This window comes from Sporosalibacterium faouarense, assembly GCF_016765695.1.
Taxonomy (GTDB): Bacteria; Bacillota; Clostridia; order Tissierellales; family VENL01; genus Sporosalibacterium; species Sporosalibacterium faouarense.
On sequence record NZ_JAETGO010000034.1, the window covers coordinates 258,233 to 280,128 of the forward strand.

Here is a 21,896-nt window from a genome sequence, read left to right on the forward strand (position 1 = left end):
ATAATTTTTGTGCACTTTTAGGGTTCTTTCCAAAGTTAGTTGATGTAGTAGCCTTGCTGTTATATGATATAGTTATATTATTTACTTTGGGAGGAACTATAGTGGATGAGCTAATAAAATTATTAGATAAAAATTTAAAATATATTAACCATAAAATAGAAGATGAAACTATATATATTTATGTAAAATCAAACAGAGATAAGTGTTATTGCCCTGACTGTAATTCGCTTTCAAAACGAGTACATTCTAGATATGAGAGAAGCTTTCAAGACCTACCGATTATAGGTAGAAAGTCAATTATTATTTTAAATAATAGAAAGTTTTTCTGTGATAATAAAAACTGTCATAAAAGAACATTTTCAGAAAAGTTTGATTTCATAAGGGATAGAGCCAAGAGGACAAAAAGACTTGAAGATGAAATAATTAATTTATCACAAAATATGAGTTCCATATCAGCATCTAAATTATTAAGAAAAAATATTGTAACTATAGGAAAAAGTACAGTATGTAATATTCTAAAAAAAACAAAACCAAGTGCTAAATAAAGCCAAAATTAGAAAGGTTTGCATAGACGATTTTGCAATAAAAAAAAGGGCTAAATATGGAACAGTTATGATAGATATTGAAAGCAGAAAGATTGTAGATATATTAGAGTCTAGGGATTATGAAGATGTTAAGAATTGGCTAGAAACATTTCCAAATATAGAATTGGTATCAAGAGATGGTTCTATTGTATATAAAAAAGCAGTAGAAGATGCTCATCCAGGAGCAATACAAATTAATGATAGATTTCATATACTTAAAAATCTAACGGATTACTTTAAACAACTTATTAAAAGAAATTTCAATAAAAAAGTAGAAGTTGAGAAATTGGAAACTATTAAACCAGAAGAAATCCTGGTATTAAAAGAAAAATATAAATATGATACAAAGTGGGATTTGATATGCAGAGTTAAACAGTTACGTAGCTTAAAATACACAATTAATGATATATGCAAAATACTAGGTATAGGCAATAAAACGGTAATAACCTATTTTAAAATACCATATGAAGACAAACAAAAATATGATAAAGTCACAAATGCTAAGGCAAAAGAAATGGATACAGTTAATAGAAAACAAGGTTTAATTAATAAAGCTAAAGAATTAAAAGATAAAGGAACATCCATAAGAAAAATAGCTGAAGAAATGTCCTTAGATAGAAAAACAGTTAAAAAATATTTAGAATTTAATGGTTGCTGGGAACATGGGTCTAAAGGATTAAAAAGGCAAAGTATTCTTGATAATTATAAAGAAATAATAAAACAAATGCATATATCTGGGGAAAATTCTAATGAAATTTATATAAATATAAAAAAGCAAGGGTATAAAGGTAGTGACTCCCTTATAAGAAAGTTTATTACAACTCTTAGAAATGAGATTATGGAAGATAATGAAATAATAAATATAGATTACGTTCATAGAAAGGACTTAATTAGTTTACTGTATAGACCTTTAGAAAAAGTTGAAAATATTACAGCTACGCAATTAGACAAATTATTAAAAAAGTATGAGAATCTTAAATTAGTCTTTGATACTTTAGAAAAATTTAAGCAAATATTATTTGGCAAAGATAATACTCAGCTAAAGCATTGGATTCAGAAATGCAAAACACTAAATATTAGAGAATTAAATAGCTTTATAAAAGGGATCACAAGGGATATTGATGCAGTCAACAATGCTATTTTATATAAATATAGTAACGGTTTAGCCGAAGGAAAAATAAACAAAATAAAGTTTATTAAAAGAATAATGTATGGTAGATGTAGCTTCCAAACTTTAAAAGACAGGGTGTTGAGCCTAGAAAATAATTAAATAATCAACTAACTTTGGAAAGAACCGGATTTATTTTACCATTAACATTGATGAAGTGAAGAAATATGAAGATGTTAGTGTAACCAATGATTTTACAAGATATAAGTATTTTATTCATGATCTGAATCTAGTCAATAAAGTGACAAAGAGTGTTAAAGGGCTAGGGTTTATCCCGATAAAAACAACGGATGATTGTCCACCAAATCCTGAAGACATTGACTTCAAATCCAGTGGTGTCAATATATATATTGCTTTGGAGGAAGCCAGTGTTAATTACAAAGAAGGGGATATTAGAGTAACGATTGATAATCTTGAACAGATGAAGATTACTAGCATTGATCGTTTTGAGAAAGGCCAGTTTAAAGTATATGAAGCGTTCAATAAACTTTATGAAGAAAGAAACGCTGATGACGGAAAATATACAATTAGAGAGCTGAGCGACTATGCCTTAGAAGATCAAGCTTCTCAGAAACGTAAGTTTTTGATTACACTGATTGAAGAGCTTGAAAGTAATGGCTATTATAAAGTTTCAAGTGCAATTCGGTTATATGATAATCTTCTGGTTGGTAGAAAACGGTCAGCAAGTGCAAAGACGGGAAATTCTGACATAAAACCGAATAATGCCCCCCACGATGAAGAAGTTTTTGAAGATGATAATGAACAATATCAAATGTTTGCAGGACTCCTTAATTTTAATCCCAATCTCATTTTATATGGACCTCCAGGAACTGGTAAAACATACGCAACCAGAAAGATTATAGACCATTTTGAAAATAAGTATTTTAAGACAGGTGGAAGCTATAAGGTGGCGGAAGTAGAAAATAGGGTCAAGACCATTACTTTTCATCAATCATATTCCTATGAGGAATTCATTGAAGGTATCAGACCGGTTCTGAATGATGATGATTCAGGAAAAGTGGGTTACAAGTTAGAAAATGGTCTGTTTAAGGAACTGTGCATAAATGCAGAGAAAGAGTTGATAAAGAGGCAGAATAATGCTGAGTATGTGGACATGATTCATTCTGAAAGTAATATATGGAAAGTATCATTAGGAGAAAGAAAATCAGACGATGTTTTTAATGAATGTATTAAAAGCGGTGATATTGCAATCAACTGGTTGGATCAACTTGATCTTAGTAATATGACTTATGATGATATTTTAGCTGAACTTGGAGATGAAAGCGATTTTGGAAATAAGCCGACTCAGAATGCAAATTCAGTAAATTCTTTCGTAAATGATATGACGGTTGGTGATATTGTTCTTGTTTATGACAGCCAACAGACTATTCGAATGATTGGTGTGATTAAAGCTGATTATAGATATGATACAAAATATAGTTATAAACATAGAAGAAGTGTCGAGTGGTTTACAGAGCTTAGTTATCCCATAAACATCCATAAGTACAACGGATTTAAGAACTTGACATTGAAAACGATATATGAGTTATCACGTATTAGTATTTCCGATGTTATTGAAATGGTTACTCAAAACAGTTTGGTGAAACAAAGTCATGAGGACAAACGAGAAATTAAGCCTTACTACATGATTATTGATGAAATCAATAGAGGTAATATTGCCAAAATCTTTGGTGAATTAATTACGCTCGTTGAACAAGACAAAAGAGGGAAGCTAAAGAGCTTGCTGCCTTACTCAAAAAAAGAATTCTCTGTACCAAGCAACTTGTTTATTATAGGGACAATGAACACAGCAGATAGATCAATAGCAGCAATAGATACGGCATTAAGAAGACGTTTTACATTCGTTGAAATTGAACCGAATTCAGGAGTTCTGACGCAATATGATAATCCAATTATCAATGACACAGTTGATTTGACGAAGTTATTAGATGCCATCAATGAAAAAGTCATGGATAAATATGATCGTGACCATAGAATTGGACATGCCTATTTTATGGGAATTGAATCGTTAAGCAATTTATATCAAACATGGTATTACAAGATTCTGCCATTGCTTGGGGAATATTTCTATAATGATACTGAAACCCTTAAGTCAATTGTAGGTAAGAGTTTTTATGACCAATATGGTAATGTTAAATACCTTTCGCTACATAAAAAGGATGATGAACTTTCTGAATTTGAAGAAAAAATTATCGATATTTATAGGGTGAAAGATAATGGATGAAACAAAAATTATTCGGATATTTGAAGATCGACAAACAAAGGTTAATCTGACGGATCAGAGTATTAAAGACATTTTGCTTATGAAGAATGTTATTGGTGAAAACAATGTTGTTCTTCAGGCAGATGGTAAGTTGTTGGTTAGACATCATGTCGGATTTATTCAAATGAATAAGACAAGGTTATTGATTTATCCTAAAATATCAAAATGGATGACCAGCGAGGATGGGTTTGAAAAATCTTTTAAGGTATTGATGAGATTACTTTCTTATTCAGGCTTTGAAGGTGTAAAAAATATACCAACACCACAAAGCATGGATAAGTATAATGGTGATTTGCTAGAGTTATTTATTAGCTTATTTGTAGACGAATTATTGTTACAGTTCAAAAGAGATATTAACCGTGGGTATAATCATCATTTAGAAAACCAGACGTTCATTAAAGGCAAAGTAGATTTTGTAGAAACAGTAAAGAAAAACAGCTTTAAAAAGCACCTTCATTATGTAAGGTATGACCAGTTCAGTGAAAATATATTACTGAATAGAGTTTTCAAATCAGTCATTCAAAACTTGATATCAAGAACGAATTCAAAGCGTAACAAAATCAAGTTAAAACAATCTCTGCTTTGGCTTGAAGATGTAGAAGAGATGGCTCTTAATAATGAGATTTGGAAAAATGTAAAGTTCACTAGGCATAATTCGAAGTATGCACCTGCTTTTAATATGGCCAAGTTGTTTTATTATAATTCAAGCCCAAACTTAAATGCAGGTGATGAATATACCTTTAGCTTTTTAGTGCCGGTGAATCAGTTATTTGAACTGTATTTATATAAAGTGTTAAAGAAGCATTTGGTTAGAGATTTTGAGGTAAAGTATCAAAGTCCAATCAAGTATTTAGCGCACAGCGAAGATAATAATTACTTACAGCTCAGACCAGATATTACTTTTGTCAGTGGTAGTCGGGTGAAATATGTTGTTGATGCTAAGTATAAAGAGGTGCTTTACGATGGAAAAGAACTAAGTGTTTCTCAGGCTGATATCTATCAGATGCTTGCTTATAGCGTCAGATATGAATGTGACAATATAGCTCTGATATATCCCCAATTATTGACAGATGAGCAATGTGAAATCCTAATTCAAGAATTTGAAATACAAAACTATGACCGAGTGGTGTCTATAAAGCTTATTCAGGTTGATTTGGAAAATGAACCAAGCCAGTTAGCCAGAGACTTGGCAAGTACTTTAGGCTATTGTAATGAAGGATATGAAGCGCCTATAGAAATTAGTTAAATAGATCGGTGGTGATGAAACATGGAAAAGAAAAGTCGTTTTGAAGGATGCCTTATCGGTGGAGCTATTGGAGATACTTTAGGTTGGCCTGTCGAATTCCTTAAACTTGATGAAATAAAGAAAAAGTTCGGTGATAAAGGAGTTATTGAGATTGTCCATTCAGATTGTGGTAAGGCAGAAATAACGGATGATACTCAAATGACGATGTTTACTGCGGAAGGTATTCTTCGTGCTGAATCAAGATTAAGAAATAAAGGAATCTGTCATGCGCCTACGGTTATATATTTTGCATACCAGCGTTGGTTAACAACGCAAGGATATCCGAAGAAAGAGTCTTTAGACTGGATCTATGACGGGTGGTTAATGAATAGAAATGAGCTGTACGCAAGGAGAGCACCTGGAAATTCATGTATCACTGCTCTTTTAAGCGATGATAAAGGAACTCTGCAAAATCCAATTAATAACAGCAAAGGCTGTGGTGCTGTTATGCGATCAGCACCGTTTGGATTATTTCTGGAAAAGAATAGTGCCTATGAGATTGCAAAGGAATCAGCAGCACTGACACATGGGCATCCAACCGGTTATATAACGGCCGGAGCATTAGCCTATATTATTGCTGAGATAGTTGGTGGAACAGGATTACGAGAAGCTGTACTTAATGCGATTGAAAAACTGAGTTCGGAAAATAGCGGTATGGAATGCACAGAAAAACTTAGGCAGGCTTTAGATTTATCTGGAGCTGATATACCGGAATATAAAGCTATATTAGAAATCGGAGAAGGTTGGATTGCTGAAGAAGCATTAGGTATTAGTGTATTTTGTGCTTTAAGATATGAAACTGATTTTAGAAAAGCGCTTATAGCTTCAGTAAACCATGATGGCGATAGCGATAGCACAGGTTCGATAACTGGAAACATCCTTGGTGTATTACTTGGCATTCAAAATATTCCACAAGAATGGCTTGAGTCAGTCGAGCTTTTTGAAGAAATTATCGAATTGGCGAACGACTTATTGTTAGGATATCAAGACAGTGATAGTTGGTGGAAAAAGTATCCTGGGTATTGATAAATCCAGAGCATTATTGATATTTATGCTCAAGTAAATTCATTTAATCATCTAACCCAAGAGAGGAGTGAAGGATAAGGTGATTTCAGAGAAGATTGTGATTGATAAGTTAGCTGAAAATGATATTGATGCTTTTGAAGTGGATACTTTAGATTCTCAACTAGAAACACTAATTGTACTTAAGAATAGTAATGTTGAAGAATTTCTCCGGTTCATTAAATCCCATGATATTACAACCGTGTTTTACAACAAGGCATTTTATGATCCTGATATCTTTAAAATAACGGATGAAGAGATTAGCAGATTAGATGATGACTTACTTGAAGTACTGACAGATGAAATAGATATTTACAATACTCAAATAGATGATATTGATTTTTCTAGACCTATTCAAATAACTTACTTTGCATTATACCAAGGGCAAAAAGTTGGCTTTTTTGAAAGTGATTATTGGCATTTTGATGAAGGATTGTTACTGGGAAAAGAAAAATATTTAGATTTGATCGATTCATATGAAAGTGTCATTGATGACGTGCTTGAAAGACGCAAAGAAACTGAAGAAAAGCTGAGATCAGATTTGGATACCTTAATATCTGAGGATGACCAGTTTTTGTTATGCACAAACCAAAGACTTAGATTAAGTTATATCCAGCAACTGTTAAATAAAAAGGATATGGGGCAATATCGGGAATTATTTATGCACGGTTCAGAATTCATTAATCCTCGTACAGCCCAAAACTATATTGATTTAGTATGGAAGAAGTTGAAAGTTTCAAAATAGTTGTTAATTAGAACTTTGCAAAGGGGGAAGGGGAATGGCAATCAACTATAAAAAATGTCCCAATTGTGGTTCGACTAATGTTCTTGGCATTTTATATGGAATGCCAACACATGAAGCCTTTCTAAAGGCTGAAGCAGGTGAAATAAACCTGGGAGGTTGCTGTATAACGGATAGTGATCCTGAGTATTATTGTAAAGATTGTGAACATGAGTGGGATAAACAACAGGCAATTGATTATGCATATAACCAAATGGAATTGCTTATAGCTTCAGTTGGTGGATATTTTGGCGGTTATTATGAAGTAGAAATCAATTTAAAAAGTAGAGAATTGACATGGAAGCATTTTGGTGGAGGAAATGAAGAATCTTATAGAAAAGTGTTTCGGAATACAACTGCTGATAAGCTGATTGAAGAGCTTAAACTTATTGATTTATTGAATTGGAAGTCTGAATATGTAGATCCACATATTCTTGATGGAACCCAGTGGAGTATTGAAATCGTGAGAAAAGGACGAAATATTAAGAAGCATGGAAGTAATATGTATCCCGATGGGTGGGAACGCTTTTGTGAAATTATTCGAAAGATTTCCGGGAGAAAGTATGAATGATAAGGAGATTATGTAATGAATGTAGAATTATTATTACAGGAATTATCATCAATATCGAAAAAATATGAATTAATAAGCCAAAAGACCGGCGGTTATTTCAACATATTTGAAATAACTAATATTTGGTCAGATGAAGTTATTATCTGCAGGGTATTACACGAAATTCTTTCGCCTGAAGGTACTCATTTTCAGGGCCATAAGTATTTAAAAGCATTTATCAAAGATGTTCTTAGAATTGAAATGCCTGAAACAGAGTTAAAAACTGCAAAGGTATTTCGAGAATATAGAATTGATAATAATAGGCGCATTGATCTGGCTATTCAAACAATAAATTATTTTATTCCTATAGAGGTTAAAATATTTGCGGGTGAACAAGTAAACCAATGCTTTGACTATTCAAAAGTTGCTAAGAATTCTACTGTTTATTATCTGACTAGATTTGGAGAGTATCCAAGTGAGTATAGTGCAAATGGGTTAACTAAGTCTGAGGACGGCTACTTAGAAATCTCTTGTATTTCTTTTTCCGAGGATATTTTAAATTGGCTTGAAAGCTGCGTCTCTCAAACAGAGACGATCAAAATAGCTCAAATCCGTGAAGTGTTATTACAATTTATGATGATTATTCGTAAATTTACAAATCAGATGGAGGATGAAAAAGAAATGGAAATATTAGATGTACTTATGAAAACACCAGAAAATATGAAGAGTGCCATAGCTATTCAAAATTGTGTTGACCAGGCTAGATTGAGCCAAATGAAGAAAATGTTTGCTAAGATCGAAGAGAAAATCGGTAGAACTAAGCTGGAAAATGAATATGATTACGCCTATAACGAATATAAGAAGTGCAATGATTTCTATAAATATAAGTATTCAACCTATCCCGGAATTAGCTATGAGTATAAATCAAAAGTAAAACCTAATGTAGATATTTGGGTTCGTATTGAAATTGATAATCATATATTTGTAGGCTACTGTTGTCCAGTAGACGGAAATTCTAGAAAGCAGGCATTAACAGAAGATGAAATTACAAAAATTCTAGGTGTTGAACCGTATATTGATAATTGGTGGGCTTATTGGGAATATGCGCCAGAAGATAATGATGCGCTTAGCCCAGATTTTAAAGGGGCGAATGATCCTTATTTACAGCTTTTTGATGAAAGAGATTTGGAAGAGTTTACTACTAAGTGTGCTGACAAAGTAATTGAATTATTAGATAGATAACAAATTAGAAAAAACTTTAAGGAGGGATGCTAATGCTAGAAAAAGCAATACTTATAGCGACTAAAGCCCATAATGGGCAACTAGATAAGGGTGGTCAACCCTATATATTACATCCGTTAAGAGTTATGCAAAGCTGTAATTCAGATTTAGAAAAAACATGTGCTATCTTACATGATGTTATTGAAGATACGAATATATCATTAAATGAGTTGAGAGAAGAAGGCTTTTCAGAGGAAGTTTTAGTAATCTTAGATTTATTGACGAAAAAAGAGGAAGAAGATTATAGTACATTTATTGATAGGATAAGTACAAATGAAACAGCATGTCGAGTCAAAATTGCTGATTTGCAGGATAACATGAATCTTTCACGTATTAAAAGCTCAATCATGGAAGATAAGAAACGAGTAGAAAAATACATGGATGCATTCGAAAGATTACATGGGGTTCTATATCATAAAAAGGATAATTTTGAAGACTACTATGAAATTGAGATTAATGGTTGTATTACACTTCCTAAAATTGTAACTGAAGATCAATTCTATGAAAAATTTATTGGGTTTATTGAAACAAATCACTGGTATTTTGGTGGTGGAATTAACATAGTTGAGGAGGAAGAATAAATGGGTACATTCACAGCACAAATTTTAATTGGACACGATCATCGATATGGTGGTGGTATAATCCCGAGTCATGCAGTATTCTTGTCTGAAAATAGCAGGCCGGCGTGGATATTAAAGAATCTGGATTTATTTGAAGAAGGGAATGAATCCGAATTCATTAGATGGATTCCAACTATTGATAATATGTTAGATGATGCCATGTTGTTGATAGGTGTCCATGTGATTAAAGATGAAGCTGTTATAAAAGCGGCAAGAGAATTTTGTAAGGTTGATAATTTGAATGATCTTGAGTTATATGAAGCCTTTACCTCGGAGGATTTACAAACACTTTATGAGCTTGTTAGAACTACAAGAATTGAGTATAGCATTGCTTTAACTGTATTTAATGAGTCTCACATTATCAATCAATATAAGACACTAAATCAGTACGAGTGTAGAGCAAATGTATTTACCGTTACCCATAGCAATTATAAAAATAGGTGATGATTTTAATGGACAAAATCGAATGCTGTATATCAGAATTTAAAATAAATATTTTTGATCCTTCTAAGGATAAGGCTGAATTGATTCCTGATGACAAAGGTGTTTATTTGATAAGTGTTAAGAATATTAGTCAGTTACCAGAGCAAATGAGAGATGTATTTTTTAATAGATTTAATGAGCGTGAAGTGCTTTATGTTGGATTGTCAGGTGGTAGAGGGTTAAGAAAACGTGATTATAGAAATCACTTTAATGGAACTGCAAGGAATTCAACGCTTAGAAAAAGCTTAGGCGTTTTATTTGGATACGAAAAAGTTCATAGCAGAAATGAATCTAAATCAATAAAATACAGATTCGATAATGACAGTGAGCAAGAGTTGAGTCGATGGATGAAAGCAAATCTAATGATGCATTATTGTACGGGGCTTGAGAATGTTGAGTTAATTGAATCTATGTTGATTCAAGCTTTTAATCCACCTCTGAACCTTGCAAAGAATAAAAACGAAACAAACAAAAAATTCAGACAATATTTAAGCAAATTAAGATGCTCAATATGATTGTCTGAATGTGTGGTTAGTCGAAGTGAAATCATCAATTTACATTGCTAAAAAATCACTTTTCAAATCCACCGGAATATTGAATTGAAGACCAGCACTGTTCATAATCATAAGTTTAATAGCTAATAAATGTGTATCTGTTTCAAGTAGGCTTGCTGTTTCATAAAAATTATAGCCTAGCTGAAGCAGCGATATTATATCATGATCCGGTAATAAGATTTCGGCAGCAAAAATGTTTGCTTCATACTCTGGTTTGCTTTTCATATCATAGACAACGAATTCTTGCAAAGTATGACTTTTAGCTAAATGCCTATGTAGTTGATCGTGCCCTAATTCATGAGCACAAACAATTTTTTGCAATGGTTCACAAATCTGGTCATTAATTATGATAAACCGATTATGTCCATCTCTTTTATAGAATCCTTTCAGTTTGCCAAGATCCATAAACAAAACATCAACATTTATGCAGGCAGCTATTTCAAAAGGGTTTCTGGTCTTATATTTCTTAATGAGTCTAGTTGAGCGGTTAATAATGTAATCGTTCAAAACATTCCTCCCCCTTAGAGAGATTCCTAGTAAATCACTCTTTCGTATCTCGATATTTTTTCGGAGTATATTTTTTGTTTTTTTCTTTTGATCGCCAATATATCTCGGTGATGGCCTTAAAAACTTTATCTTGATCTTCTTCGCTTAATTCTCCTCCAGCAAAGAGCAGAGCTGTTTCATTAATAAATGATTCAGCCTTTTTTTTACCCCTATATCCGTATTTTTCTGCGGCATCAATCAAGAACGATTCGTTGTCCGATAACAGATAATCTGTTGAAACATCGAATATTTTACAGAGTTTTATTATCGTTGTTTTTTTTGGTTGCCTTTCATCATTTTCATAATAAGCAACAGTACGAACTGTAACGCCTAATTCAGTGGCAAGATCAGGCTGGGTCATGTTACGTTCGTTTCGGAGAAGTTTAATCTTACTTCCTAATGTCATAAGTACACACCTCTTCTAATATTTTCAGTTATCATTTAACAAGTATTGACATGAACATTTAGTTCATGTATAATTAACACACAGAACAAATGTTCGTATATAAATGATAACACAAAATTGTTTGTAAAGTCAATAAAATCAACAAAATGAGGTGAGGCATATATGGGAAAGGCGACAAACGGCCTTGAAAGATTAATGAACTCTTTTAAGGTTTATGATGAATTTGATGAGAAGGTATATCATGATGCTCATTTATTACTCCACATATATTCAGATGTTTTGTGGGGCATAAAAAATAGCTATACCAATATTGTTTGCGAATGCAAAGAAATATATGGTGATGCTTCTGTTGCGGTACTGGATGTTATAACAGAATTTGGTTCAGATTTGAAAGCAAAGCTTTTGCATGAGCAATTAGAAGATGCAGAGGCAAGTAAAGTGATTATTGACATAATTAATGCTGCAATGCTCAAACTAAAAACTTATCCGAGTAAAGGTGAACGGTATCATGAGATTCTAAAGACTACATATTTCTCTGAGAAAAAATATTCAGAAAATGAATTGCTGGACATGCTGAAATTGTCACGATCAACATATTTCAGACAAAGGAAAAAAGCTATTTCGCTATTTGGCGTTATTTTATGGGGATACGTACTGCCGGAGTTTATAAGTAATATGAGACATAATTGAGACGGAATTGATACTAAATAGAGACTGCTTTGGTACTGACGTGGTATTGTCAATAGGGTATAATGGGTATGCTGGAAGTAATAGGCATATATTGACCTCTGCATTTGCAGGGGTTTTTTAGTATCTTTTTCCAGCTAAAAAATAAATATAGGCAAATTTTAGGCTAGAAGTCAAAACGACTTCTGGCCTTTTTTTATGCCCTTTTTTAGGAGGGGAAAATGGTGAATACCTATTATGTCTTAATTCGTGGACCGTAACTTTTTATTTTGTAAAGAACAATTCATTAATTACAAAATAGGAGGTATGGAACATGAATCAATCAGATGATCAGAACAAAGAACCAAGGAGATACTTTATTCCGGTAGATGGCAAATACTATGAAACGACGAAGGAAATCTATGAAGTTTACTATCGTATGGATAGAAGAGAGCGGTACTTAGAAGAGCGTGACTTAAAAAAAGGCGTTGTTAATTTCAGTGATATGGGATACAGTTACTACTCAGCAGAAGAAATCTTATCGGATAAGGATACGGATATTGAAACAGAAATCATGAATAAGATGCTTATGGAAACAGTTCTTGAAGCGATTTCAACTCTAGATGAAGAAGAGAAATGGCTCATCCAAGAGCTGTTTTTTTGTGGGAAAAGTCAGAGGCAACTTTCAAAAGAAACAGATATTCCACTGATGACAATTAATAATCGTAAGAAAAAAGTGTTGGATAAATTAAGAAAACAATTAAAAATCTAAAAAAAGTTTGGTACACCCCCCTTCATTTTTCGGCTTAAGAGTGAAGGGTATTTTTTTACCCCTCTGAACCTTGAAAAATAGTAAATCTAATTTTACTCATATTCAATATTTTAGGTACGTTACCTTGTGACCGTAAGGAAAGCGACATAAGAGGATGCGCCATGACTGATATATCAGAGCGACAACATCCGGCTTTAAATTATCTATTGGTTAAGATAATTCGCCATGATCCACAAGGGGAAATTTGAACGATACTTCTGCCAAGTCCTAAGTATCCTATGGATGGCAGCCTGACAGATGATCAGGAGAATACAGCCTTTGCCTGGAAGCCAATGGCATGGGTTGCTTCTATGAGGTCAATGACTATTGACCGCCTAAAGTATTTATTAACTATATTTTAAAGAATCGCTTAACAGTACAAACGTACAACGAAGTTGTTTTGACTTGGTTCTAGGTTTGTGCTGTTAAGTGAAACAAACTTAACTAAAGGAGAAATGATGGATAATATACATGAAAATTTAAATACAAAAGAAATTCTAAACAAAGTAATCGGTGAAAAGTGGATAGCGGAAAATTCAAAAGGAGTATTCATTATAAAAGACTGCATCTTGGTCCAGAACTTTACTGGAAAGAATTACACCTATCGTGTTGTCAATTATGTTACAGGTGATCAAAAGTATTTATTTTACAGACGACATGAATTGACAGAGCAAGATTACGAGGGTGTTATTAATAAAATTAAAGTCTTATCTTTTTATGATATGAAACGAGCGGCAGATGGCTCTGAGATGATTGATGTTATCTTCAAGGATATCTTTCCCAAGTATGGATTTGTTGTACGAGAAGAGCAAGTCGAGTTATCAAAGCATATATATGAAAACATGAAAGATCGGAAGATATCCTTGAGTGATATTGCCGTCGGTCTTGGTAAAACCCATGCTTATCTAATTGCAGCTATCGTCCATAGTATTTTTTCGAAAAAGGGTCGTTTCTATAAGCAAATGCCAATTGTGATAACCACATCAAGCATTGAACTACAATGCTCAATCATAAAAGAGTACATACCGGAGATTTCTAAAATGCTGATGGAAAATGGCATAATCTCATCACAAATCACCTGTGTACTTAGAAAGGGAAAAGAAAACTATGTTTGCGAAAATCGGTTAAAGGATTATTTTCAATCACTAGATCCCAAGCGTAAACGTCTTAGTGAATATAAAGGTCTGCAAAAATTAATTCAAAATAGAAACATCGATCTTGCTGATGCTGAAGATATCAGTGGTTATGATAAACGAAAAATCAATGTTAAAAGTAGCAAGTGCATGAAGTGCAGCAATTTTAAGACATGTGCTTTTCAACAGTTTATGAAACAAGCGAGGAAAAGCACCTATCATTTTCAAATATGCAACCACAACTATTATTTGGCAGACATATTAAAAAGAAAAGATTGTCGAAGATCATTATTACCGGATTATCAAACGATCATTATTGATGAAGCACATAAGTTGATGGATGCCGCAAATCAGATGTACGGAACAAACATTAATGAACATGAGGTTAATCACTTGATGAAGAAGATATCGCCTACACATTCGAAGAAGAAGAGTCAAAAAGAATTAAAGAATTTAACGAGTGAGGTGATGGCACTCAACCAAATGTTCTTTGATGCGTTGACGGAGCAAATCCCCAGAAAAGCATTTTCTGATGATACAGAAAAATTCCCAACAACAATGACTTTAAGAGCTATGACGTTTTTAAAGAAAATGCTATTCACCATTCATGAAATCAGTAAGAAGATGAATTATATAGAAAGGCAATTTCTTATTGACCTTAAAACAGTGATGGATGGGTTGAGAGCATTTTTATTAGAAACAAATATCTATTGGATGGAAAACCCTAAAGCCAAAGGTCAACGAATGCTGGCATCTATTCCAAAAGTCATTAGCAAACAGTTAGGAGAAGACCTTTGGAAGGCAAAGCGGTCCATGATTCTAACATCAGGAACTTTAGCAGTGGATGGAGATTTCAGTTATATCAAGCATCAACTTGGCATGAATCCAATTAGTCATTGGAAAATAAATGAACTTACCAAAACATCGCCGTTCCATTTTAAAGAAAATTGCATGCTTTATATTTCAAAGAAGATCCCTTATCCCAATGCTGATGATGCAGCATACATTCACGAGGTCGGACAAGAGATATCAAGGTTAATTGATGCTTCCAATGGTCATGCCTTGGTCTTATTCACATCATATAAACCATTGCGTTTGATATTTGAGCACATCAAGGAAGTGCATCCAAATCGACAGCTGATAGCAATGAAGCGTGGGAGAAATACAGCAATCGATGAATTCAAGAAAAGTCAAAATGCTGTTCTATTTGCAACCGGAAGCATGTGGGAAGGCGTAAATATACCAGGGGATGTTTTGTCCCATTTAATTATTGTGAAGCTACCGTTTCCAATACCAGATCCAATCAGTGATTATGAAAAATCATTATACCCGGATATGAATGTATACCTTAAATCGGTTTTGATACCTAAAATGCTAATAAAATTACGACAGGGAGTAGGAAGACTGATACGGAGCGAAACAGATACTGGGGTTATTTCTATATTAGATGCCAGAGCGAGCGATAATCGTCGGTATCATCAAGATGTTTTACATGCGCTACCTGAATGCAGAAGAGCAGAGAGCATTGAAGATATTCGAACCTTTTTAAGAGAGAAAAAAGAAAACTCATATTTTGAATAGAATAAACTGGAGGAAAGACAATGGACGATAGATTAAAATTTAGTGAACAAGTGGCAATGCTTAATCATTTAAAAAATATGAAGTTAATTACTGCAATGGAGTATGACAAGATCAAGTTATTTATTAAGAAGAAATATAAAATCGGTATTTATGCAATGGAGTAAAACTATATTTACAAAAATACTTAGATGATTGCCGAAATAAGTAAATATGTAAAATGATTTGCCTTCTCAAAGTAAGTTTAATTCTGAGAAGGCTTTTTTGTTATGTGGAAAAAATAAGCGAAACATGGTCTTAATTTATGATTAATGGTAAAATCGCATCAAACATAGATTAGATTAATGTAAGGAGGACTTTCAATGGGAAAGGTTAAAGTTATTGAAGCAAGCAAACAATCACGTAGACAAAGAAACAGTTTTATTGAAAACCAGCTAAGAGTTGCAGCATATTGCAGGGTTAGTACGGATTCAGATGAACAAAAATTGAGCTATCAGTCTCAAGTACTTCATTATAAACAGTTAGTTGAAACTAAACCGGAATGGGAATTGGTAGATATCTATGCAGATGAAGCAATATCCGGTACACAGATTAATAAACGTTTGGATTTCCAACGAATGATTAATGATGCCCTTGATGGCAAGATTGATATGATTATTACAAAGTCAATATCTAGATTCGCTAGGAATACATTGGATACTTTAAAATATGTACGTTTATTAAAGGAAAAGAATGTAGCCATCATGTTTGAAAAAGAGAATATTAATACATTGACCATGAATGGCGAAATGCTTTTGGTAATTCTAAGTTCGTTGGCACAGCAGGAAAGTGAATCTATTTCAGCCAATGTGACAATGGGACTTAAAATGAAAATGAAGCGTGGCGAGATGGTTGGTTATAATGGCTGTTTGGGCTATGATTATGATTCAGAAACTAAGACTATTTCTATTAATGAAGAAGAAGCAGAAATTGTCCGATATATTTTTAGACGTTATGTTGAAGGTTCAGGGTGCTTTGTGATTGCAAAAGAGCTTTCAAACCTTGGCTATAAAACAAGGCGAGGAAGTACAAAATGGCATGAGAGCACTGTTAGAGGTATTATTAAAAATGAAAAATATAAAGGTGATCTTCTTCAAGGAAAGACATTCACGGTAGATCCAATTACACATAGACGTTTAGATAACATGGGAGAAAAAGAGCAGTTTTATGTCGAGAACAATCATGAAGCCATAATATCTGATGAAATGTTCGAATGTGCTCAAGAAATACTTAGAATGCGTAGCAAAAAGCATAGTAAGAAAAATACTTCTAGAGAATATAGTAGAAAGCATGCTTTCAGTAGTATGTGTACTTGCGGTTTCTGTGGTGGAACTTATATCCGAAGAATTTGGCACCATGGAACAGATCATGAAAAGCCGGCATGGCAATGTGGAAAAGCAATTAAACATGGAAAAAAAGAATGTGGCCATTCAAAAGGCATTCATGAAAGTTTTTTAGAAGATGCATTTGTTAATGCGTATAACAAGATTCAAAAATTAAATGCGACTGACATTGAAGAATTCTTTGGAAATATTGAAGAAGCTCTTGATATAGGTCAACTTAGAGATGAAGTCAATGAACTAATATCAAAAATTAAGAAACTGGAAACTAAATCACAGACATTATTAGATATGAGATTAGATGATAAAATAACTGAAGTAGAATACGATAGAAAATTTAATACAATAGAAGAAGAATTAAAATCACTAAGAGATGAAAGAAATGAAAGATACGAAGCACTTCAAGGAGAAGAGTCAATTACTACAAGAATTAATGAGTTTAGAAAAGTCCTTGCTGAAGATTTGGAGATTACTGAATTTGATCGTGATATTATGGACAGTTTGATTGAAAAAGTTGTCATTGGAGCAACAGATGAAGATGGAAATCCAAATCCTTATGTGATCACTTTTGTGTTCAAAGCAGGGATGAAATTTAATGAGGAATTCTACGAGAAAATTGCCAATCCATCTGGTATAATTGAAGCAGGCAAATTGTCTACTTACGCAACAGACGACAAGCAACTAGCGTGTACCTATGCCCCTAACAAGGCATGTGGAGTGCGTAATAGGAATGCAAAGGAAAGATACTTAGAAATCCTCAGTTTTCAGCACTTTGCGCGATATACTACTTTCACAATAAATGGTGATGATTTCAGAAATAAGGTTTTAAAAAATAAAATTGATGTTTCGGTTGTATTGGACATGGAGTGTGTAGACATGTTTACTCAGTGTTTTGATTAGAGTGTTCAGATATGTCTATATTACGCAGTGTGGTGTAAATTTAAGACTGGGCAATGATGAGAGAATGTTGGCTTTATAGCTGGCGTTCTTTCTTTATAATATATACAGTTTAATGAGATTAATGAAAATAAATTCATGTAAGTGATATGATCATATCAATAACGTTATTTATATTGATATCATTCAAGCGAAGTTGGTTGTTCATATGATTGGGAAGAACTATTATCAGAATATAGGCAAGGAGGTCGAGATTAAATGGTCAATGAAAATTATTCAAAAATGGCTCAATTCATTTTCGGATTGAGAAAAGAAAAAAAGCTAACCCAAAAAAGATATGGCTGAACAATTGAGGATTACAGATAAAGACGAGATTAAGCCACTGGTGGATTGATCCATATTTATTGTTTCGTTAATAAATGGAAGCATTAGACCATAACTAAACCGAGATAAACCATACGTTACGGCAATCATGAGCAAGCCAACTGCTATCAATTTTTTTGCATTCATATTGGTCACTCCTTTGTATATAACGTTCATTATAATAAACATATAAAAATATAGAGAATATGTAAACTTTTTCCGACACTATTCTCTATATATATACTATTTATATTTAGAAACCTGAATACTTTTCGATAAATCCATTGCAGTATCTTTTACCTTATCTAACTCAAGTATTTGAACCATCGATGTTAGTCCCTCTAGTATAATAGATATTTGCACACTAAAGGATTTGGAACTATGAAGAAGCTTCAAATCATTTTCAATTTTGTTTAAGAGTCTTTTTTTATGTTCTCTACTTAGTGAAGCAATTTCTTCGTTTACACCTTCGTATTCCTGCTTTGCTCTTAAGAATAAACAACCATTGAAGCCATCAGTTTCTATCCAATCAAGATGTGCTTTAATTAGATACTCTACGTACTGATTAATACCATACCATTTTACCTGTTGATTTTAGTTTCCAACGATTGAAAATATTGTTTTTCTCTTTGAATTAATACTTCTTTGAATTAATACTTCTTTGATTACATCTTATTTTGATTTGAAATGATAGTACATTGTCATTGTTGCTACCCCTGCTTAATCCAATATATTTTTTACACCAATTGCATGAAAGCTATGTTGATAAAATAATTTTTCAGCTGTATTAATTATATCTTCTTTCTTCTGTGATTTTTTCATAGACAACCTCCTATATAGAACGTTCATTATAAATACAACATATTAATTAACTTATAGCAAGAATAAAATGTGTTTTGAATCGCTTACACAATATATCACTATCTATTCAAAATGAATGCAGTAGGTGGAGCAACCTATTCACAATATAGATTCAGTGCTGCTGTATCTAGAGCTTTTTATAAAGTAAAACAGTAAATGCCTTTTTTATTCCCCAAATAAAAAAAGTTAATCTTAAATTTACCCCGATGAAAAACTTTCTATAGGGGTTATAATATAGTTTTATAAAATATTACATAAAAGCTATATACAAAGAGTAATGGAATTACCAGAGGGAGTAGACCCAAGTAGAATAACAAGAAGAATCATGAAGAAACTGCAGAGAGCGGACAATAGACATATTGGCATTAAATGATGTTATTGTGTCGCGTTATGATGTGGAGTTCTGCCTCTATATTTGTTATTATAAATATGTGATTTCATAGATAAATATGGTGTTAAAATAACTCGGAAATTAACATAATGTGACGATATAAGCAATAAAAAGGAATTTTAAAGTGAATTATGAAAGGATAGTGATGAAGATATATGATGAGTCCAAAAAAGTTTTTACTAGATGGAAATTACAAATTATTGTTAAAAGATTTAGGTGTTAATTTATCTGACTTTTTAACACAAGCAAAATTACCATATAATCTGTTTGACCTTTCACAACCTATGGTCACAACGGATGAATATTATAGTATGTGGGATGCTTTGACGGATTATGATGAAAACATGATGATACCACTACAAGCAGGAATGGCGATACAGCCGGAAATGTTTAGTCCAGCTTTGATTGTAGCACTTTTAAGTCATAATGGGAAATCAGGCTTACAACGGGTTATAAAATATAAAAAATTGGTAGCACCTATGGTATTTGAACTCAATATGCAGGATGATTATGGAGATTTAATCATAAAATCGGATCAAGAAGGGAGAGATTTACCTCTAGGATTGGTAGCTTTTGAGATGATTTTTATGAACCGTATTCTTTCTATAGGTACAAGAGAAGATATAAAGCCACTATTGGTTCAAAGTACAGAAAAAATTCAAGCTAAGGCGTATGAAGACGTTTTTGGAGTAAAGCCAGTAGTAGGTGATAAAAACATCATTCGATTTGAAAAAGAAGATTTAGAGCAAGAATTTTTGACAAAAAATCAAGGAGCTTGGAATTTTTATCTCAAAGGTTTGGATCAGTGCTTAGAAGAATTGGAAAAAACTAATAGTTTTGCTGATGTAGTGAAAACAAATTTAGCAAAAATGCTTCCAACAGGAGGAGCCAGTATAGAAGGATTGACTAATGAACTTGGAGTAAGTAAACGCACCATGCAGCGTAAGTTAGCGGCAGAAAACACCACATTTAAAGAGCAATTAAGTATTGTAAGAGAAGAATTTGCAAAAAAATATCTCAAAAATACGAATATCTCAACAAAAGAAGTTGCATTTTTACTGGGATATGAAGAACCAAATTCCTTTACGAGGGCTTTTAAGACTTGGACAGGAAAAACTGTTAGCGAATATAGGATTTAAAGTGGATTTGAATGAAGATGGGCTAGTAAGTAATGATTATGAATTAAATATAAGAAAATCAGAAACAAAGGCTTAAGATTACAGAAATTTATTTAGGGGGATTGTCAATGAAAAGAACAAAATTCAAAAAAATCACATCGTATTTTCTAGTTATGGCAATTATTTTTACAATGATACCAATAAACACAGCAGAGGCGGCAACAACAGGCAATTGGCAAGATGTAGGTAATGTAGCAGGTAGTTTTGCAGGGGGTTCCGGAACACAAGGTGATCCCTATCAGATTAGTAGCGCAGAGGAATTAGCGCGTTTGGCATCATTGGTAAATGCTGGAGATGCAGCTTATAACAGTGTTTATTATGAACTCACACAGGACATTGACTTATCTGCCCATGAGTGGACGCCGATAGGGATAGGTACAAATCAATTCAAAGGACATTTTGATGGAAAAGGATATGTTGTTAGTAATGTAAACATTGGAACATCAGATACTCCTGAAACTACATACATACGTTTGGGACTGTTTGGATATATTAGTCGTGGGGAAATAAAAAATACAGGTGTTAATGCAAGTATAGTTTCTTCCAAAGCTTCAGCGGAAATAGGAAGTCTGGCAGGAGAAAATTATCATGGAACCATAAGTAATAGCTACGCTACTGGATATGTGGAAGGTGGTTCTTCTCAAGAGGTGGTAGTAGGTGGGCTAGTAGGAATGAATAACTATGGAACCATTAGTAATAGCTTTACAACAGCAACTGTGAAAGGTGGCTCTGGCGCATATGTAGGAGGATTTTTAGGGCGTTATTTTGGAGGAACAATAACTAATGTCTATTATAATTCTGATCAAGCATCAGAAGGTATTGGATTTAATAACAACTATACTGCAACTGCAAAAACAACAGCAGAAATGCAATCCCAAGCATTTGTAGATACCTTAAATTTAAATAGATCCGGACATCCTGACTGGAACGCATGGGAAGCTGTGGTAAATGACTACCCAGCATTAGTAACACCAACACCGGCAACAGCATTAAATGTCACAGTATCACCGGGAACAGCTACAGGATCAACCAAAG

The 21,896-nt window shown here is 33.1% G+C and carries 20 protein-coding genes; 18 read left to right on the plus strand and 2 right to left on the minus strand.

Annotation, left to right across the window (positions count from 1 at the left end):
• Positions 1–101: 101 nt before the first annotated feature.
• The 11 genes from JMO20_RS20005 (at position 102) to JMO20_RS06150 (ending at position 10,613) form a co-directional block, all read left to right on the plus strand.
• A complete protein-coding gene (locus tag JMO20_RS20005) occupies positions 102–545 on the plus strand; it encodes a transposase family protein (RefSeq protein WP_341533985.1) in 444 nt (147 codons plus the stop codon).
• Complete coding sequence (locus JMO20_RS06105; protein ID WP_341533986.1) at positions 535–1,854, plus strand: ISL3 family transposase; 1,320 nt, start codon at positions 535–537, stop codon at positions 1,852–1,854. The genes JMO20_RS20005 and JMO20_RS06105 overlap by 11 nt, the downstream gene beginning before the upstream one ends.
• Positions 1,855–2,335: 481 nt before the next feature.
• Entirely contained in the window at positions 2,336–3,997 is a 1,662-nt protein-coding gene (locus JMO20_RS06110; RefSeq protein ID WP_202708635.1) for an AAA family ATPase, read from the plus strand.
• A gap of 79 nt (positions 3,998–4,076) precedes the next feature.
• Positions 4,077–5,282, plus strand: coding sequence for an McrC family protein (locus tag JMO20_RS06115; RefSeq protein WP_243414658.1), 1,206 nt, complete (start codon positions 4,077–4,079; stop codon positions 5,280–5,282).
• Positions 5,283–5,303: 21 nt separating this feature from the next.
• The gene (locus tag JMO20_RS06120) at positions 5,304–6,347 is read left to right on the plus strand and encodes an ADP-ribosylglycohydrolase family protein (RefSeq protein ID WP_202708637.1); all 1,044 of its coding nucleotides are present in this window, start codon (positions 5,304–5,306) and stop codon (positions 6,345–6,347) included.
• Positions 6,348–6,426: 79 nt separating this feature from the next.
• Positions 6,427–7,128: a hypothetical protein gene (locus JMO20_RS06125; protein ID WP_202708638.1), complete on the plus strand. Its 702-nt coding sequence runs from the start codon at positions 6,427–6,429 to the stop codon at positions 7,126–7,128.
• A gap of 34 nt (positions 7,129–7,162) precedes the next feature.
• On the plus strand, positions 7,163–7,735 hold the full coding sequence (locus JMO20_RS06130; RefSeq protein WP_202708639.1) for a hypothetical protein: 573 nt from the start codon (positions 7,163–7,165) through the stop codon (positions 7,733–7,735).
• A 15-nt stretch (positions 7,736–7,750) separates the two neighbouring features.
• Complete coding sequence (locus JMO20_RS06135) at positions 7,751–8,956, plus strand: PDDEXK-like family protein (protein ID WP_202708640.1); 1,206 nt, start codon at positions 7,751–7,753, stop codon at positions 8,954–8,956.
• A 32-nt stretch (positions 8,957–8,988) separates the two neighbouring features.
• A complete protein-coding gene (locus JMO20_RS06140; protein ID WP_279380065.1) occupies positions 8,989–9,576 on the plus strand; it encodes a hypothetical protein in 588 nt (195 codons plus the stop codon).
• The gene (locus tag JMO20_RS06145) at positions 9,577–10,059 is read left to right on the plus strand and encodes a hypothetical protein (RefSeq protein ID WP_202708641.1); all 483 of its coding nucleotides are present in this window, start codon (positions 9,577–9,579) and stop codon (positions 10,057–10,059) included. It begins immediately after the preceding gene.
• 8 nt (positions 10,060–10,067) lie between these two features.
• Positions 10,068–10,613 carry a GIY-YIG nuclease family protein gene (locus tag JMO20_RS06150; protein ID WP_202708642.1) on the plus strand — a complete coding sequence of 182 codons (546 nt, stop codon included), beginning with the start codon at positions 10,068–10,070 and terminating at the stop codon, positions 10,611–10,613.
• 39 nt (positions 10,614–10,652) lie between these two features.
• On the opposite strand, the gene JMO20_RS06155 is transcribed toward JMO20_RS06150, so the two are convergent.
• Both JMO20_RS06155 and JMO20_RS06160 read right to left on the minus strand, forming a co-directional pair.
• Positions 10,653–11,159 (minus strand): ImmA/IrrE family metallo-endopeptidase, encoded by a 507-nt coding sequence (locus JMO20_RS06155; protein ID WP_202708643.1) that lies wholly within the window; start codon positions 11,157–11,159, stop codon positions 10,653–10,655.
• Between the two features lie 34 nt (positions 11,160–11,193).
• Positions 11,194–11,604, minus strand: a complete 411-nt coding sequence (locus JMO20_RS06160; protein ID WP_202708644.1) for a helix-turn-helix domain-containing protein — start codon at positions 11,602–11,604, stop codon at positions 11,194–11,196.
• A 162-nt stretch (positions 11,605–11,766) separates the two neighbouring features.
• Between JMO20_RS06160 and JMO20_RS06165 the strand changes: the two genes are divergently transcribed.
• The 7 genes from JMO20_RS06165 to JMO20_RS06195 form a co-directional block, all read left to right on the plus strand.
• Positions 11,767–12,294 carry a hypothetical protein gene (locus JMO20_RS06165; protein ID WP_202708645.1) on the plus strand — a complete coding sequence of 176 codons (528 nt, stop codon included), beginning with the start codon at positions 11,767–11,769 and terminating at the stop codon, positions 12,292–12,294.
• 310 nt (positions 12,295–12,604) lie between these two features.
• On the plus strand, positions 12,605–13,042 hold the full coding sequence (locus JMO20_RS06170) for a sigma-70 family RNA polymerase sigma factor (protein WP_202708646.1): 438 nt from the start codon (positions 12,605–12,607) through the stop codon (positions 13,040–13,042).
• 497 nt (positions 13,043–13,539) lie between these two features.
• The gene (locus JMO20_RS06175; protein ID WP_202708647.1) at positions 13,540–15,795 is read left to right on the plus strand and encodes an ATP-dependent DNA helicase; all 2,256 of its coding nucleotides are present in this window, start codon (positions 13,540–13,542) and stop codon (positions 15,793–15,795) included.
• 20 nt (positions 15,796–15,815) lie between these two features.
• The gene (locus tag JMO20_RS06180) at positions 15,816–15,959 is read left to right on the plus strand and encodes a hypothetical protein (protein ID WP_202708648.1); all 144 of its coding nucleotides are present in this window, start codon (positions 15,816–15,818) and stop codon (positions 15,957–15,959) included.
• 195 nt (positions 15,960–16,154) lie between these two features.
• Positions 16,155–18,071 carry a recombinase family protein gene (locus tag JMO20_RS06185; protein ID WP_202708649.1) on the plus strand — a complete coding sequence of 639 codons (1,917 nt, stop codon included), beginning with the start codon at positions 16,155–16,157 and terminating at the stop codon, positions 18,069–18,071.
• Between the two features lie 1,770 nt (positions 18,072–19,841).
• Positions 19,842–20,822 (plus strand): AraC family transcriptional regulator, encoded by a 981-nt coding sequence (locus tag JMO20_RS06190; protein ID WP_202708650.1) that lies wholly within the window; start codon positions 19,842–19,844, stop codon positions 20,820–20,822.
• 107 nt (positions 20,823–20,929) lie between these two features.
• Positions 20,930–21,896 (plus strand): hypothetical protein (locus JMO20_RS06195; RefSeq protein ID WP_279380066.1); only part of this gene is annotated, 967 nt, incomplete at its 3' end.

Coding starts and splice junctions, on each gene's coding strand:
- JMO20_RS06160 (WP_202708644.1), bottom strand. CDS start 11,604: ATGACATTAGGAAGTAAGATTAAACTTCTCCGAAACGAACGTAACATG.
- JMO20_RS06145 (WP_202708641.1), top strand. CDS start 9,577: ATGGGTACATTCACAGCACAAATTTTAATTGGACACGATCATCGATAT.
- JMO20_RS06175 (WP_202708647.1), top strand. CDS start 13,540: ATGGATAATATACATGAAAATTTAAATACAAAAGAAATTCTAAACAAA.
- JMO20_RS06165 (WP_202708645.1), top strand. CDS start 11,767: ATGGGAAAGGCGACAAACGGCCTTGAAAGATTAATGAACTCTTTTAAG.
- JMO20_RS06130 (WP_202708639.1), top strand. CDS start 7,163: ATGGCAATCAACTATAAAAAATGTCCCAATTGTGGTTCGACTAATGTT.
- JMO20_RS06140 (WP_279380065.1), top strand. CDS start 8,989: ATGCTAGAAAAAGCAATACTTATAGCGACTAAAGCCCATAATGGGCAA.
- JMO20_RS06190 (WP_202708650.1), top strand. CDS start 19,842: ATGAGTCCAAAAAAGTTTTTACTAGATGGAAATTACAAATTATTGTTA.
- JMO20_RS06150 (WP_202708642.1), top strand. CDS start 10,068: ATGGACAAAATCGAATGCTGTATATCAGAATTTAAAATAAATATTTTT.
- JMO20_RS06180 (WP_202708648.1), top strand. CDS start 15,816: ATGGACGATAGATTAAAATTTAGTGAACAAGTGGCAATGCTTAATCAT.
- JMO20_RS06135 (WP_202708640.1), top strand. CDS start 7,751: ATGAATGTAGAATTATTATTACAGGAATTATCATCAATATCGAAAAAA.
- JMO20_RS06115 (WP_243414658.1), top strand. CDS start 4,077: ATGAAGAATGTTATTGGTGAAAACAATGTTGTTCTTCAGGCAGATGGT.
- JMO20_RS06185 (WP_202708649.1), top strand. CDS start 16,155: ATGGGAAAGGTTAAAGTTATTGAAGCAAGCAAACAATCACGTAGACAA.
- JMO20_RS06120 (WP_202708637.1), top strand. CDS start 5,304: ATGGAAAAGAAAAGTCGTTTTGAAGGATGCCTTATCGGTGGAGCTATT.
- JMO20_RS06170 (WP_202708646.1), top strand. CDS start 12,605: ATGAATCAATCAGATGATCAGAACAAAGAACCAAGGAGATACTTTATT.